This window comes from Pseudomonas sp. SAS7 (genome assembly GCF_052112345.1).
Lineage (GTDB): Bacteria > Pseudomonadota > Gammaproteobacteria > Pseudomonadales > Pseudomonadaceae > Aquipseudomonas > Aquipseudomonas putida_Q.
This window is the reverse complement of sequence record NZ_JBEGGO010000005.1, coordinates 31,915-47,079: the sequence shown is the minus strand read 5'-3', so window position 1 is coordinate 47,079 and position 15,165 is coordinate 31,915. Positions and strand designations below refer to the sequence as shown.

Sequence of the window (15,165 nt, the reverse complement as noted above, 5' to 3'; positions counted from 1 at the left end):
TATTCCGGGCGAGGACGCCCTGATTCTAACGGCGCCAGTCGCCCTTGTCGTGCTGTGGAGAGAAGTGCTTGGACAGAGTGTTCATCGAAGGCCTGGAAGTCGATACCGTCATCGGTGCCTATGACTGGGAGCGGGATATTCGCCAGTGCTTGCGCCTGGACCTGAGCTTTGCCTGGGACAACCGCCCGGCCGCAGCGGGTGACGACCTGAACCTGGCGCTGGACTACGCCAGCGTCTCGGCGCGTATCCAGGCGTTTGCCGAGCAGGCCTGTTTCGAGTTGGTGGAAACCTTTGCCGAGCGCCTGGTGGCAACCTTGATGGAAGAATTCAATATCCCCTGGGTGCGGTTGAAACTGACCAAGCCGGGTGCGGTACCGGCGGCCCGTGGCGGTGTTGGCGTGGAGATCGAGCGCGGATGTCTCTGAGCACGGTTTACCTCGGCCTTGGCAGCAACATCGACCGTGAGGCGCATTTGTGCGCGGGGCTCGATGCGTTGGCGGGCATCCTCACCGACATGCGCTGCTCGCCGGTGTTCGAAAGCCAGGCGGTGGGGATCAAGAGCGGGCCGTTCATCAATTTCGTGGTGACCGGGCAAACCGCGCTGCCGCTGATCGAGCTGGACCGTCGATTGAAGTTCATCGAGGCCGAAAACGGCCGTTATGCGCCGGACCGCAAAGGGCTGCCGCTGGATATCGATGTGCTGATGTATGACGATCTGCACGGCACGTTCGATGGGCTGGTGTTGCCCCGGGCCGAGATCCTGAAGAACGCTTTCGTGCTATGGCCGCTGTCGCTGCTGGCCCCTCACCTGATGCATCCGGGCGCGGGCAAGACCATGGCCCAGTTGTGGCAAGAGGCACAGATTGACCAAGTGCTGGCCCCGGTCCCCTTTGAGTGGCGCGGGTTGCAGCTGACTCCTGCTTAAGCCTGTTCCGGCCCTTTCGCGGCTAAAGCCGCTCCCACAAGTACCGCGCAGGTTTCGGGCCCACGCTGTACCTGTGGGAGCGGCTTTAGCCGCGAAGGGGCCGGTATGGTCAGTCGAGTTGGTAAGCCTCAAGCGCTTTCAGCCGCGCAGCCTTGAGCGCTTCGCCCAGTGCCTGCCCAGTCAGCCCGGCCTGCACCAACGGCTTCACATCCACCGCTCGCGCCGCTGTTGCTGCGCCGCGCAGGTAATCGGCCTGTGGATAACCCTGCTTGCCTTCGCCAAGCGATGCCATCTTGCATACCGCCACAAAATCCTCGAACCGTTGCGGTCGTCGGTAAACATCGAACTTCTGCAAAAGCTCCAGCAGTGCCGTGGCAGGCAGTTCCAGCGCCTGATTGGCCTGCGCCAGGCATTCGCCTGTCAGCAGGGCCAGTTCCTGGCATTCCCGTGGCGCTTTCAGGCGCTGGTTGACGGCTTTGATCGATGCCGGTGCCAGCCCGCGCAGCAGGCAGGCCCAGCGCACGTGAAGGGGCTGTTCATGCGCCGCTGCCTGCTCCAGCGCCGCTAACGCCTTGGCATCGTCAACAAGTTCAGGCAGCAGAGCCGGCAGCGCGTCGCAATCGCGCAGCACCTGGAAGAACACCTGGGGCTGTGCTTCCATCAGCGCCCGCTCGATTTCCTTCCAGCTGCGCTCGGCAGTCAACGCCTGCAGTTCGCCAGAGGCGCTGATCTGGCGCATCAGTTCCAGCGTTTCTTCGGCAACCCTGAAACCCAGCGGTGCATACCGGGCGGCAAAGCGTGCAACGCGCAGAACGCGTAAGGGATCTTCGGCAAATGCCGGAGAAACGTGGCGCAAAATGCGCTTTTCGAGATCGTCTTGGCCATGGTGGGGATCGTACACTTGGCCCGCCTCGTCCTCGGCCATGGCGTTGATGGTCAGGTCACGGCGGATCAGGTCTTCTTCCAGGGTGACGTCAGGGCTGGCGTGAAAAGTGAACCCGCCATAACCGCGCCCGCTTTTGCGCTCGGTACGAGCCAAGGCGTATTCCTCGCCGGTTTTCGGGTGCAGGAACACCGGAAAATCGGCGCCCACCGGCCGATAGCCCTTGGCGTGCATTTCTTCGACGGTGGCGCCTACCACCAGCCAGTCGATGTCGCTGACGGGGCGGCCGAGCAGGCGGTCGCGCACGGCGCCGCCGACTTTGTAAATGTGCATGTGCAGCTCTCCATAACTGCCGACAGGATAACCCGTCGGCGGTTATGGCGGTGCACTAGAGGTGGTGGATGACAGCCAGGTCCATGCGCCCGTAGTCGGCGCTTTCGCCGTGCTCGCCACGGGGTGGCATGTGGTGGGTTTTCATCACTTGCTCGCCCTGCACGGTTTCCAGGTGGATATCGAAGCCCCACAGGCGATGCAGGTGCTTGAGCACTTCCTCGGTGGAGTCGCCCAGCGGTTTGCGGTTGTGTTGCTGGTGGCGCAGGGTCAGCGAGCGGTCACCGCGACGGTCGACGCTCCAGATCTGCACGTTCGGCTCACGGTTGCCCAGGTTGTACTGCGCGGCCAGCAGCTCACGAATGACCCGGTAGCCAGCTTCATCGTGAATGGCGGGCACCAGCAGGTCGTCGCGCTGGTCGTCATCAAGGATGCTGAACAGCTTGAGGTCGCGCATCACCTTGGGCGAAAGGTACTGCAGGATGAAGCTCTCGTCCTTGAAACTGCTCATGGCAAACTTGATGGTAGAAAGCCAGTCACTGCCGGCAATGTCGGGGAACCAGTGGCGATCTTCATCGGTTGGGTTTTCGCACATGCGGCGGATGTCGGTGTACATCGCAAAGCCCAGTGCGTAGGGGTTGATGCCGCTGTAGTAGGGGCTGTCGAACCCGGGCTGGAACACCACGCTGGTGTGCGACGTCAAAAATTCCATCATGAAGCCTTCGGTGATCAGCCCCTCGTCGTACAAGTCGTTCATGAGCGTGTAGTGCCAGAAGGTTGCCCAGCCTTCGTTCATAACCTGGGTCTGGCGCTGCGGGTAGAAGTACTGGGCGATCTTGCGCACGATGCGCACCACTTCACGCTGCCAGGGTTCGAGCAGCGGTGCATTCTTCTCGATGAAATACAGGATGTTCTCCTGTGGTTCGGCGGGGAAGCGCCCCTCATCGCGTTCATTGCCCCTTTCGGCGCTTTTCGGGATGGTGCGCCACAGGTCGTTGATCTGGCGCTGCAGGTGCTCCTCACGTTCCTTCTGGCGCCGCCGTTCCTCTTCTGCGGAGATGGGGTAGGGGCGCTTGTAGCGGTCCACGCCGTAGTTCATCAGGGCATGGCAGGAGTCGATCAAGTCTTCCACGGCGTCGATGCCGTGGCGCTCTTCGCACTGGGCGATGTACTGCTTGGCAAACACCAGGTAATCGATAATGGAGCTGGCGTCGGTCCAGGTGCGGAACAGGTAGTTGCCTTTGAAGAAGCTGTTATGGCCATAGCAGGCGTGGGCAATCACCAGTGCCTGCATGCACATGGTGTTTTCTTCCATCAGGTAGGCGATGCAGGGGTCGGAGTTGATCACGATTTCGTAGGCCAGGCCCATCTGGCCACGGCTGTAGGACTTTTCTGTGCTGAGGAACTGTTTGCCGTAGGACCAGTGGTGGTAACCCAGTGGCATGCCGACCGAGGCATAGGCGTCCATCATCTGCTCTGCCGTGATCACCTCGATCTGGTTGGGGTAAGTGTCCAGGGCGTACCGTTCGGCCAGGCGGCCGATTTCCCGGTCGTAGGTCTGGATCAGCTCGAACGTCCACTCGGACCCGGTGGAAATGGGTTGGCGTCTCTGTGCTCTGGCGGTCATGTGGCTAACCTGCGCTGGAAGAGTTCACGGAAGACCGGGTAGATATCGCCGGCCGATACCAACTGCTGCTGGGCGAACGTGTCGGGGAAGGCTTCGCCGATGCGTTCGTATTCGTACCACAGCGCCTGGTGCTCACGGGGGGTGATCTCGACGTAAGTGTAGTACTGCACGTGCGGCATGATCTGCTTGGACAGGATGTCGCGGCAGATCGGCGAGTCGTCGTTCCAGTTATCGCCGTCAGAAGCCTGAGCGGCGTAGATGTTCCAGTCGCTGGCCGGGTAGCGTTCGGCCATGATCTCCTGCATCAGCTTGAGGGCGCTGGAGACGATGGTGCCGCCGGTTTCCCGCGAGTAGAAGAACTCTTCCTCGTCGACTTCCCGGGCGCTGGTGTGGTGGCGGATGAACACCACTTCGATGCGGTCGTAGTTACGCTTGAGGAACAGGTACAACAGGATGAAGAAGCGCTTGGCGATGTCCTTGGTGGCCTGGGTCATGGAGCCGGACACGTCCATCAGGCAGAACATCACTGCCTTGGAGCTGGGGTTGGGCTGCTTGACCAGCAGGTTGTACTTGAGGTCGAAGGTGTCGAGGAAGGGCAAGCGGTTGATGCGTGCCTTCAGGCGTTCGATTTCCTGTTCGACTTCCTGGATATCTGTGAAGTTGTCCGGCTCCTCGACCCGCAGGCGGTCGAGTTCCTTTTGTGCTTCGCGCAGCAGTGCGCGGCTGCTGCCGGTCAGGGCGATACGCCGGGCATGGGCCGAGCGCAGGGTGCGCACGATATTGATGCGTGACGGGTTGCCCTCGTTGGCGATGCCCGCACGCACGGTCTTGAAGGTGTCGGTGCCGGTCAGGTGACGTTTGACCAGGTTGGGCAGTTCGAGATCCTCGAACATGAATTCGAGGAATTCTTCCTGGGTGATCTGGAAGACGAAGTCGTCCATGCCGTCGCCGGAGTTGCCCGCTTTGCCGCGGCCGCCGCCACCTCCGCCACCACCTTGCGGCCTGGGGATATGTTCGCCGGCAGTGAATTCCTTGTTGCCCGGGTGCACGACGGTCTGTTTGCCGCCGCGACCGTGGTGGAGCACGGGTTCGTCGATGTCGCGCCCCGGAATGCTGATCTGCTCGCCATGTTCCATGTCCATGATGGAACGGCGGCTTACCGCCTCTTCGACGGCCTTCTTGATGTGTTCACGGTACCGCCGCAGGAAGCGCTGGCGGTTGACCGTGCTCTTGTTCTTGCCGTTCAGGCGTCGGTCTATAACGTAGCTCATGGTCCCTCCGGTAGCTGGGAACAGCTGCACGCTTCAAGCTACGGGCTCGCTGCACCTAATGGCAGCAAGGCAGCTGCTGCCGCCCAAGGCTGGCTTGCCAGCCTTGGGCGCGCAGTGTGTAGCTTGTCGCTTTATTGCGATTTCCTGACCCGCAGGTACCATTCCGACAGCAGACGAACCTGTTTGTCGGTGTAGCCACGCTCCACCATGCGCGTGACGAAGTCGTTGTGCTTCTGTTGGTCCTCCTTGCTGGCCTTGGCGTTGAAGCTGATGACCGGCAGCAGGTCCTCGGTGTTGGAGAACATTTTCTTCTCGATCACCACCCGCAGCTTTTCATAGCTGAGCCAGCTCGGGTTCTTGCCGTTGTTGTTGGCACGGGCACGCAGCACGAAGTTGACGATTTCGTTGCGGAAATCTTTCGGGTTGCTGATGCCCGCCGGTTTCTCGATCTTCTCCAACTCTTCGTTGAGAGCGATACGGTTGAGGATTTCGCCGGTCTCCGGGTCGCGGTATTCCTGGTCCTGGATCCAGAAGTCGGCGTACAGCACGTAGCGGTCGAAAATGTTCTGGCCGTATTCGCTGTAGGACTCCAGGTAGGCAGTCTGGATTTCCTTGCCGATGAACTCGATATAGCGCGGTGCCAGGTACTCCTTCAGGTAGCGCAGGTAGCGTTCGCGCACTTCGGCAGGGAACTGTTCCTGTTCGATCTGCTGTTCAAGCACATACAGCAGGTGAACCGGGTTGGCCGCAATCTCGTGTGGGTCGAAGTTGAAGACTTTGGAAAGGATCTTGAAGGCGAAACGGGTCGACAGGCCGTTCATGCCCTCGTCGACGCCTGCCGAGTCCCGGTACTCCTGGATCGACTTGGCCTTCGGATCGGTGTCCTTGAGGTTCTCGCCATCGTAGACGCGCATCTTGGAGTAGATGTTGGAGTTCTCTGGCTCTTTGAGGCGCGAGAGTACAGTGAACTGGGCGAGCATCTTGAGGGTGTCTGGCGCGCAATGGGCCTTGGCCAGCGAGCTGTTGATCAGCAACTTGTCGTAGATCTTGATCTCATCGCTGACGCGCAGGCAGTACGGCACCTTGACGATGTAGATCCGGTCGATGAACGCCTCGTTGTTCTTGTTGTTGCGGAAGGTGTGCCACTCCGATTCGTTGGAGTGGGCCAGCAGGATGCCGGTGTAGGGAATGGCACCCAGCCCCTCGGTACTGTTGTAATTACCTTCCTGGGTGGCCGTGAGCAGTGGGTGCAGGACCTTGATCGGCGCCTTGAACATCTCGACGAATTCCATCAGGCCCTGGTTGGCCCGGCACAACGCGCCCGAATAACTGTAGGCATCGGCGTCGTTCTGCGGAAATTCTTCGAGCTTGCGGATATCGACCTTACCGACCAGGGCGGAAATGTCCTGGTTGTTCTCGTCGCCAGGTTCGGTCTTGGCGATGGCGATCTGGTTGAGGATCGACGGGTACAGCTTGACCACTTTGAACTTGCTGATGTCGCCGCCGAACTCCTGCAGGCGCTTGGTGGCCCAGGGCGACATGATGGTGTTCAGGTAGCGCCGCGAGATGCCGAACTCTTCCTCGAGGATGGCCCCGTCTTCGGTGGCGTTGAACAGCCCCAGCGGCGACTCGAATACCGGCGAGCCCTTGATGGCGTAGAACGGTACCTTTTCCATCAGCTGCTTGAGTTTCTCGGCCAGAGACGACTTGCCGCCGCCGACCGGGCCCAGCAGATAGAGGATTTGTTTCTTTTCTTCCAGGCCTTGGGCGGCGTGGCGGAAATAAGACACGATCTGGTCGATGCACTCTTCCATCCCATGGAAGTCGGCAAAGGCCGGATAGCGGCGGATAACCTTGTTGGAGAAGATGCGCGACAGCCTGGAGTTGGTAGAGGTGTCGATCAGCTCTGGCTCACCTATGGCCAGCAACAGCCGTTCGGCCGCCGATGCGTAGGCACTGCGATCCTCTTTGCACAGCTCGAGGTACTCCTGCAGCGAGAGCTCTTCCTGGCGCGTGGACTCGAAACGTTGTTGGAAGTGGCTAAAAATACTCATGACGTCACCTCGCTCGATACGTGGAGACGACGCCGGATCAGTCAGCTGATGCTGGCATGCAACCGGTTTTGGCCGGCTGCTGTATACCCCCCAGAACACCCTGTAACGCTACCGATGACCCGCACGCCGGTGTACCGGCTCTCCCCTTTTTCTGGATGGCCTGCGCTTAAGAATAGTTGGTTATCGGTAAGTTCAAGGGGGCGGGGCGGAGAAGTTGCGAACGACCGTTCGTCCGATAAGCCGCAAGCCCGCACAGGGCGCGGGCTGCAGTAAAAATGAAAATATTTATTCGGCGGTGCCTTGGGCGGTCTCGGCCGGGTAGGTAGCGCGCCACAGTTCAAAGCCGCCGTCCACGCTGTATACGTCGGAAAAGCCCTGCCCTACCAGGTAGGCGGCAGCGCTCTGGCTGGAGTTGCCGTGGTAGCAGACCACCAGGGTGGGTGCGTCGAGGTCGGCATTGCGGATGAAATCGGCAACCGAATGGTTATCCAGGTGCCGGGCACCGGTGATGTGGCCCGCAGCGAAGGCTTGCGAGTCACGAATGTCGACGACGACCGCACCTTCTTGCTTGCGAAGCTCCAAGGCCTGCTCGGGAGGGATGCGCTTGAATTCGCTCATGGGTACTACTTCCTTCAGGTGTGGTCGTTGAGTGTAGTGGGTTGTGCCGGCGGGCGCAGGGTGCCGTCGTCGGCGCAGTCACAGCGGTGGTATTCGCCGCTGTCGACGTTGTACAGGGTCATGGCGCCGCCCCACACGCAACCGGTGTCCAGGGCGATGACGCCTGGCTCGTCGACGCGGCCTTCGAGGGCAGCCCAGTGGCCGAAGATGATCTTCACATGCCGCGAGCGGCGGTCCTTGTGGGCAAACCAGGGCTTGTAACCCTTGGGCGCGGTGCCCAGGCCTTCTTTGCTCTTGAGGTCGAGCTTGCCCTCGGCGGTGCAGAAGCGCATGCGTGTGAAGTAGTTGGTAATGACCCGCAGGCGTTCGATGCCGGTGAGGTGCTTGCTCCACTTGTTCGGCTCGTTGCCGTACATGCCGTCGAGGTACAGCTTCAGGCGGCCATCGTCGCGCAGTACCTCTTCCACCTCGGCCGCAAGACCAAGGGCCTGGCCGAGCGTCCACTGTGGCGGGATGCCCGCGTGCGCCATGGCAATGCCACGTGCCTCGTCGTAATGCAGTAGTTTTTGCTGGCGCAGCCAGTGGAACAGCAGGTCGGCGTCCGGTGCTTCGATGATCTCGCGCAGCGTGTCGCTTTTTTTCAGGCGCTCGACGTTGTGCCAGGCGGCCAGCAGGTGCAGGTCATGGTTGCCCAGCACGCAGACCAGCGACTGGCGGATCGAATACAGGAAACGCAGGGTTTCCAGTGATTCGGGGCCGCGGTTGACCAGGTCACCGACCAGCCACAGGCGGTCGACGGCCGGGTTGAAGCTGACACGTTCGAGCAGGCACTTGAGGGGCTGCAGGCAGCCCTGCAGGTCACCGACGGCGTAGGTTGCCATCAGTGCAGTGCCCCGGGCACCGCGAGGCGGAAGGGGGCGATCTCGGCGTCGAAGCGCTTACCGTCCTCGGCGAACATCTGGTAACTGCCCTGCATGGTGCCCACACGGGTGGTGATTACCGCACCGCTGCTGTAGGTGTGGCTCTGGCCCGGATCGATGTTGGGTTGTTGGCCGACCACGCCGGAGCCGCGCACTTCCTCGACCTCGCCGTCACCATTGGTGATCAGCCAGTGGCGTGACAGCAGCTTGGCCTTGAGCGAGCCGCTGTTGTGCACGGTGATAGTGTAGGCGAAGGCGAAACGACTGTTTTCGGGGTCGGATTGTTCTTTCAGGTAGCGGGTCACGACGCTGACGTCGATCAGATAGCGAGGATCGGACATGCAATGGCCTTGGGCGAGCTGACGCAATAATGCAGTCTAGGCCATTGTGAGGGGGGAGGGCCAGCGGTGTGGGGCTTGCGGCCTTTGTTGTCTGCGCCGGCCTCTTCGCGGGTGAACCCGCTCCCACAGGGATTGCACAGAATTTGAAGGCTGTGGCGTACCTGTGGGAGCGGGTTAACCCGCGAAGAGGCCGGTACAAGCGATATCAGGCTTGCTGATCAGCCAGCTGGTCAGCCAGGCGCACAAAGGCGGCCAGGTCCAGCTGTTCGGGGCGCAGGCTGCCATCCACGCCGGCTGTCTCGATGGCCGCGCTGTCGAGCAGGCCTTTCAGGGTGTTGCGCAGTGTCTTGCGACGCTGGTTGAAGGCTTCGCGAACCACACGCTCGAGCAACAGGTGGTCCTTGGCCGGGAACGGCAGCACTTCGTGCGGCACCAGCCGGACGATGGCCGAGTCCACTTTCGGCGGCGGGTTGAAGGCGCCAGGGCCCACGTTGAACAGGTGTTCGACGCGGCAGTGGTACTGCACCATGATCGACAAACGGCCCCAGTCACCACCACCAGGGCCGGCGGCCATGCGCTCGACCACTTCCTTTTGCAGCATGAAGTGCATGTCGCGGATCAGGCCGGCATGGCTGAGCAGGTGGAAGATCAGCGGGGTGGAGATGTTGTAGGGCAGGTTGCCTACCACCTTGAGGCTGCGCGGTGGCACACCCAGCTGGTTGAAGTCGAACTTCAGGGCATCGCCCTGGTGCAGGCGGAAGTTGCTGCGGTCAGCGAACTTGTGCTGCAGGATCGGCACCAGGTCCTTGTCCAGTTCCACCACGTCCAGTTGTGCACCGCTGCCCAGCAGGCCTTCGGTCAGGGCGCCCTGGCCCGGGCCGATTTCCAGCAGGTGTTCGCCGGCCTTGGCATTGATGGCACGCAGGATGCGGTCGATGATGCCGGCGTCGTGCAGGAAGTTCTGGCCGAAGCGCTTGCGCGCCCGGTGTTGGTATTGCTCGTTCATGGTCGGTTCTCGGCCATCTGGTAGGCGGTTTCCAGCGCGACGCGCAGGCTGCCGGTGTCGACGTTGCCGGTGCCGGCGAGGTCCAGGGCGGTGCCATGGTCGACCGACGTGCGGATGATCGGCAGGCCCAGGGTCACGTTGACTGCAGCGCCGAAGCCTTTGTACTTGAGTACAGGCAGGCCTTGGTCGTGGTACATCGCCAGCACCGCGTCGCAGTGCTCCAGATATTTGGGGGTAAACAGGGTATCGGCCGGCAGCGGCCCGCGCAGGTCCATGCCTTCGGTGCGCAGGCGGGCCAAGGTCGGCTCGATGATGTCGATTTCTTCGCGGCCCAGGTGGCCGCCCTCGCCCGCGTGCGGGTTGAGGCCACACACCAGTATGCGCGGGTTGGCAATGCCGAACTTGTCGCGCATGTCGGCATGCAGGATACGGGTTACACGTTCGACGCGCTCGGCAGTGATGGCGTTGGCAATATCACGCAGCGGCAGGTGCGTGGTCACCAGGGCCACACGAAGGCCGTGGGTGGCCAGCATCATTACTACCTGCGCGGTGTGGGTCAGCTCGGCAAGGAACTCGGTATGCCCGGAGAAGGCGATACCGCTTTCGTTGATCACGCCCTTGTGCACGGGGGCGGTGATCATCCCGGCAAAATGCCCATCGAGGCAGCCTTGCCCGGCGCGGGTCAGGGTTTCCAGCACGAACGCCGCGTTGGCTTTGTCGAGCTGGCCTGGCACTACCGGGGCTGCAAGAGGGGTATCCCACACGTACAGGCTGCCCGCGGGTGCTGGCCGGTCGGGCCATTGGCCCGGGGCGACTGGCAGCAGGCTGACGGCCAGCCCCAGCTGCGTGGCCCGCTCGGCGAGCAGGTCACGGCTGGTGATGGCGATCAGGGGGTGAGGCTGGGCGTCTGCGGCGAGCAGCAGGCACAGGTCGGGACCTATGCCGGCAGGCTCGCCAGGGGTGACGGCGAAGCGCTGGGGCTTCACTGGGCGGCCTGGTCAGCGCCAGGCAGCTTGATTTCAACGTAGGCTTCGTCGCGAATCTGGCGCAGCCAGGTTTGCAGCTCTTCGTCGTACTTGCGGTTGCGCAGGACGCTCTGGGCCTGTTGCTCACGTGCCTGTTCGGTGCTGTCGGTGGCGCGGCGGCCCAGCACTTCCAGAACGTGCCAGCCGTACTGGGTCTTGAACGGTTTGGTCACTTCGCCTTGCTGGGCGTTGGCCATCTGTTCGCGGAACTCCGGTACCAGGCTGTTCGGGTCTACCCAGTTGAGGTCGCCGCCGTTGAGCGCCGAACCCGGGTCTTCCGAGAAGCTTTTCGCCAGTTCGCCGAAATCTTCGCCGTTCTTGATGCGATCGTACAGGCGCTCGGCCAGTTGCTCGGTGGCTGCTTCGCTGCGGATTTCACTTGGCTTGATCAGGATGTGGCGTACATGCACTTCGTCCCGCAGCACGTTCTCGCTGCCACCGCGCTTCTCCTCGAGCTTGAGGATGATGAAGCCGTTGGGGATGCGAATAGGCTGGGTAATTTCACCGACCGGCATGCTGCTGAGCATCTTGGCGAAGTCTGGTGGCAGCTGGCCGGCTTTACGCCAGCCCATCTCGCCGCCTTCCAGGGCATTTTCACTGGCCGAGTTGGCAATTGCCATCTGGCCGAAGTCGGCGCCCTGGCGCAGTTGCTGGTACACGTCACCCACCTTGCGCGCAGCCTTCTGGATATCATCCGAGCTGGCGGCTTCCGGGGTCGGGATGAGGATGTTGGCCAGGCGGTACTCTTCCGACATCTGCATTTTGCCCAGGTCGGAGTTGAGGAAGTTCTTCACTTCCTGCTCCGACACCTGGATGCGTTCGGCCACGCGGCGCTGGCGCACGCGGCTGATGATCATCTCGCGTTTGACCTGCTCGCGAGCGTCGTCGAACGACAGGCCGTCATGGGCCAGGGCTGCACGGAACTGGTCCAGCGACATGCCATTGCGCTGGGCAATGGTGCTGATGGCCTGGTTCAGCTCTTCGTCGGTAATGCGGATGCCGGAGCGCTCGCCGATCTGCAGCTGCAGGTTTTCGACGATAAGGCGTTCCAGTACCTGCTGTTCAAGGGCGCTGGTCGGCGGAACGCCGCCGCCGCGCTTGGCGATGGTCTGCTGTACCTCATGGACGCGCTGGTCCAGCTGGCTTTGCATGACCACGTCGTTGTCGACGATGGCCACTACGCGGTCAAGAGGTTGTACCGCGGCATGCACCGCGCCACTCAGCAATGCGGCGCCCAGCAACACTGGGCGCAGACGATCAATAAGCTTGGTCTTCACGTTCACGGTAACCTTGAATGCCTTGGTCGAGGAAAGATTCGACCTTGTTGCCCACTACGCCACCGAGACCTTTCAGAACAATCTGAAGGAAGATGCCGTGGTCGCCTTTTTCGTTCTGCGGAAGCGCCTGGCTGAAGTCGTCGTAATCGATCCAGTAGCGGTTGATCAGACGCAGCTTCCAGCAGCAGTTGTCGTACTCGAAACCACCCATGGCTTCCAGGGTGCGGTTGCGGTTGTAGTCATGCTGCCAGCGAGCGATGACGCTCCACTGCGGAACGATCGGCCAAATGACCGAGAAGTCATGCTGCTGGATCTTGTAGTAGTCCTTGATGTAGTTCGGATCGCCCGGCGTGCCATAGTCGCCGCCGCCCACTTTCCAGGTACCTGTGGTCGAGTCGAAGGCAATGGTGTCGTTGCGGTAGCGATAGCCGAGGTTGACCACCTTGTTCGGGTTGTCTTCAGGCTGGTAGTGGAACATCGCGCTGCCCGAGCGGGTGCTGCGGCTGTCCGGGTCCCAGTTGAAGTCCGAATTGAAGCGCCAGTCGCGGTTGAAGTAGTAGTTGTAAACCAGTGCATACGGCGACACGTCAGACTGCGAATCTTTGCGGGTGCGGTAGTCGATACCTGGCAACTGGACCTTGCGGTCCTTGAAGTAGTAAGCCTGGCCAATGCTGAAATTCTGGCGCTCGAAACCGTTGTCTTCGATCCAGCGGGTGGTCACGCCCAGCGAAAGCTTGTTCTCGTCGCCGATGCGGTCGGTGCCACTGAAGCGGTTGTCCCGGAACAGCGAGTCGTAGCTGAACAGGGTTTCGCCGGTATCGAACAGCGGAATGTCCTTTTGGTCCTTGTACGGGACGTTGAGGTAGTACAGGCGCGGCTCGAGGGTCTGCTTGTAATTGGTACCGAACAGCGACGTGTTGCGGTCGAAATACAGGCCGCTGTCCACGCTAAAGATCGGAACGTCGCGATTCAGAGAGCTGTCGTAGCTGCCGTAGGCGCTTGGGTTCGCGTTTTGCAAGGCGATCGCGTCGGCTTTCCCTTTACTGTCCAGGTCGAGATCGTACTGGGTGTAGGCATACTTCAACTTGGGCGTAAGGAAACCGTAGCTGGCTCTCATCGGGTAGCTGATCGACGGCGCGATGTTCAGACGTGTTCCGTTGGCACGTTCAATACCCTGGATGTTCTCATCAAGCCGGCGACCGGCCACCCCGGCAGAGAAGTCCGGGTTGCCATCTTTGTCACGAACGAAGTCGTTCTTCAAGTCACGTTCGAAGCGTGCAGCCTCGGTTTCGTAAGCGAAGTTCAAACCACCCGGCTGATAGGGCAGCACACCATTGAAGGTAATCTGCGGCAGCCGATCGTAAGGCGTGATCTGCGAAATGGTCGCCGCCTCGTAGGCATGCACGTTCAACCGCGCGGTGTAGCTGTCGCCGCGGTAGGTCAACGCACCTTGCTGATCGAGGAAGTCCTTGTTTTCAACGCCGATCTGGTCGGATTCCAGGTCCTGGAAGTAGAACGGGTCGCTGATGTCGGTGTAGTTCACCTCGGTCATCAGGCGCTCGTCCAGGCCGCCCTTGTGCTGCCAGTTGACCATCCAGCGCTGTTCTTTGTAGTCAGTCTGGTCTTTGCGGTCGTCGTCCTTGTCGTTAAGGTACGCGCCGCCAAACTGGCCTTCGCTGGAAGGTGTCAGGTAGCGGAACTCGCCTTCCATCAGCAGGCCGCGTTTGGTCATGTAACGCGGGTACAACGTGGCGTCGTAGTTGGGCGCCAGGTTGAAGTAGTACGGCGTGACCAGCATGAAGCCGGTATCGCTGCTGGTGCTGAACGATGGCGGCAGGAAGCCGGACTGGCGACGGTCGTCGATCGGGAAGTAGATATACGGTGTGTAGAACACCGGGAAATCCTTGACCCGAAGGGTAACGTTTGTCGCAGTACCGAAACCGGTGGCCGGGTTAAGGGTGATGTTGTTGCCCTTCAGCTGCCAGGCATTGCTGCCCGGTTCGCAGGTGGTGTACGTACCGTCCTTCAGGCGGATGATGGCGTTTTCGCCACGCTTGGCGTACAGGGCACTGCCGCGGATGTGCGACTTGTGCATCACGTATTCGGCGTTGTCGACCTGGGCTTCGCCGGTGTCGAGCTGAATCTGTGCCTCATCACCGACCACCAGCGAACCGTTGTCACGGATCTTGACGTTGCCCTTGAGCTCGCCACGGTTTTCGGTCTGATAGAGGTTGGCCTCGTCGGCCTCGGCCTGCATGCTGCCCTGGCGCATTACAACGTCACCGGCGAGGGTAGCGATCTGCTGCTCTTGCTGGTACTTGGACACCTTGGCATTGATGTAGGTCGGCGACTCATCCTTCGGCGTGGTATCGGCCATGCCTGGGCGGGTTGGCTCGATATAGGCGCCACCGCAGTACGGGCCGGTTTCGGCCAGTTGCGCGGCGGTGAGCTTTTCACGCGGCACCCAGTCCAGGTGGCTGTAGTCTTCGCTGCGCGACTTCAGGCCACGGCCTTTGGCCTCGGTAACCAGCATCGGCCGGTCCGCGGTGTCGGCTTCGCTCGCGGCTTCTGTGCCGGAGCTGACGGCCGCACCCTCGTGCACCGGGCGCGGCGGCAGGTTGTTGACTGGCGCTTTGGGCTTGCAGTCCCAACCACCGGAGGCGGACACTTGGCAGTCGAATTGTTCGGCTGCCACTACATATGAGGTGGCCAAAGGTTGCAGGGCCAGCAGACCGCCGGTTACCAGCAACGGAAACTTTCTACGAAACGCGGGGGATTTCAATGCCATCTTATTAGTCCGGGCTTCCTGCGTGCCATCTGCCCGCGTGTGGGGCCGCACGCCTCTCGATGGTCTGAAAAAGATGCTGGATAATAAAGCATGACCCGCT

At 61.2% G+C, this 15,165-nt stretch carries 13 protein-coding genes; 2 read left to right on the top strand and 11 right to left on the bottom strand.

The genetic code is table 11. From position 1 onward, the window contains the following. The first annotated feature begins 68 nt into the window (after positions 1-68). Both folB and folK read left to right on the top strand, forming a co-directional pair. A complete protein-coding gene (gene folB / locus ABI582_RS09955) occupies positions 69-425 on the top strand; it encodes a dihydroneopterin aldolase (protein ID WP_442119080.1) in 357 nt (118 codons plus the stop codon). Continuing rightward, positions 416-925 (top strand): 2-amino-4-hydroxy-6-hydroxymethyldihydropteridine diphosphokinase, encoded by a 510-nt coding sequence (gene folK / locus ABI582_RS09950; protein ID WP_338745881.1) that lies wholly within the window; start codon positions 416-418, stop codon positions 923-925. The genes folB and folK overlap by 10 nt, the downstream gene beginning before the upstream one ends. A 109-nt stretch (positions 926-1,034) precedes the next feature. Here the strand turns inward: folK and ABI582_RS09945 are convergent, their stop codons facing one another. The 11 genes from ABI582_RS09945 to ABI582_RS09895 form a co-directional block, all read right to left on the bottom strand. Then, positions 1,035-2,141, bottom strand: coding sequence for a multifunctional CCA tRNA nucleotidyl transferase/2'3'-cyclic phosphodiesterase/2'nucleotidase/phosphatase (locus ABI582_RS09945; protein WP_442119079.1), 1,107 nt, complete (start codon positions 2,139-2,141; stop codon positions 1,035-1,037). A 55-nt stretch (positions 2,142-2,196) separates the two neighbouring features. Continuing rightward, a complete protein-coding gene (locus ABI582_RS09940; protein WP_241799534.1) occupies positions 2,197-3,765 on the bottom strand; it encodes a SpoVR family protein in 1,569 nt (522 codons plus the stop codon). Further along, the gene (locus ABI582_RS09935; RefSeq protein ID WP_019470207.1) at positions 3,762-5,036 is read right to left on the bottom strand and encodes a YeaH/YhbH family protein; all 1,275 of its coding nucleotides are present in this window, start codon (positions 5,034-5,036) and stop codon (positions 3,762-3,764) included. Before ABI582_RS09935 ends, ABI582_RS09940 begins: the two co-directional genes overlap by 4 nt. Before the next feature lie 131 nt (positions 5,037-5,167). Further along, complete coding sequence (locus ABI582_RS09930; RefSeq protein WP_063424405.1) at positions 5,168-7,090, bottom strand: PrkA family serine protein kinase; 1,923 nt, start codon at positions 7,088-7,090, stop codon at positions 5,168-5,170. Between the two features lie 285 nt (positions 7,091-7,375). Continuing rightward, positions 7,376-7,708, bottom strand: a complete 333-nt coding sequence (gene glpE, locus ABI582_RS09925) for a thiosulfate sulfurtransferase GlpE (RefSeq protein WP_016484609.1) — start codon at positions 7,706-7,708, stop codon at positions 7,376-7,378. A 14-nt stretch (positions 7,709-7,722) separates the two neighbouring features. Continuing rightward, entirely contained in the window at positions 7,723-8,589 is an 867-nt protein-coding gene (locus tag ABI582_RS09920; RefSeq protein ID WP_442119078.1) for a symmetrical bis(5'-nucleosyl)-tetraphosphatase, read from the bottom strand. After that, a complete protein-coding gene (gene apaG, locus ABI582_RS09915; protein WP_016497705.1) occupies positions 8,589-8,969 on the bottom strand; it encodes a Co2+/Mg2+ efflux protein ApaG in 381 nt (126 codons plus the stop codon). The genes ABI582_RS09920 and apaG overlap by 1 nt, the downstream gene beginning before the upstream one ends. Before the next feature lie 205 nt (positions 8,970-9,174). Continuing rightward, positions 9,175-9,975, bottom strand: coding sequence for a 16S rRNA (adenine(1518)-N(6)/adenine(1519)-N(6))-dimethyltransferase RsmA (rsmA, locus tag ABI582_RS09910; RefSeq protein WP_442119077.1), 801 nt, complete (start codon positions 9,973-9,975; stop codon positions 9,175-9,177). Next, entirely contained in the window at positions 9,972-10,961 is a 990-nt protein-coding gene (pdxA, locus tag ABI582_RS09905) for a 4-hydroxythreonine-4-phosphate dehydrogenase PdxA (protein ID WP_442119076.1), read from the bottom strand. The genes rsmA and pdxA overlap by 4 nt, the downstream gene beginning before the upstream one ends. Continuing rightward, positions 10,958-12,277 carry a peptidylprolyl isomerase SurA gene (surA, locus tag ABI582_RS09900; protein WP_422394556.1) on the bottom strand — a complete coding sequence of 440 codons (1,320 nt, stop codon included), beginning with the start codon at positions 12,275-12,277 and terminating at the stop codon, positions 10,958-10,960. The genes pdxA and surA overlap by 4 nt, the downstream gene beginning before the upstream one ends. Continuing rightward, positions 12,258-15,065, bottom strand: coding sequence for an LPS-assembly protein LptD (locus ABI582_RS09895; RefSeq protein ID WP_338745888.1), 2,808 nt, complete (start codon positions 15,063-15,065; stop codon positions 12,258-12,260). The genes surA and ABI582_RS09895 overlap by 20 nt, the downstream gene beginning before the upstream one ends. Positions 15,066-15,165 lie beyond the last annotated feature (100 nt).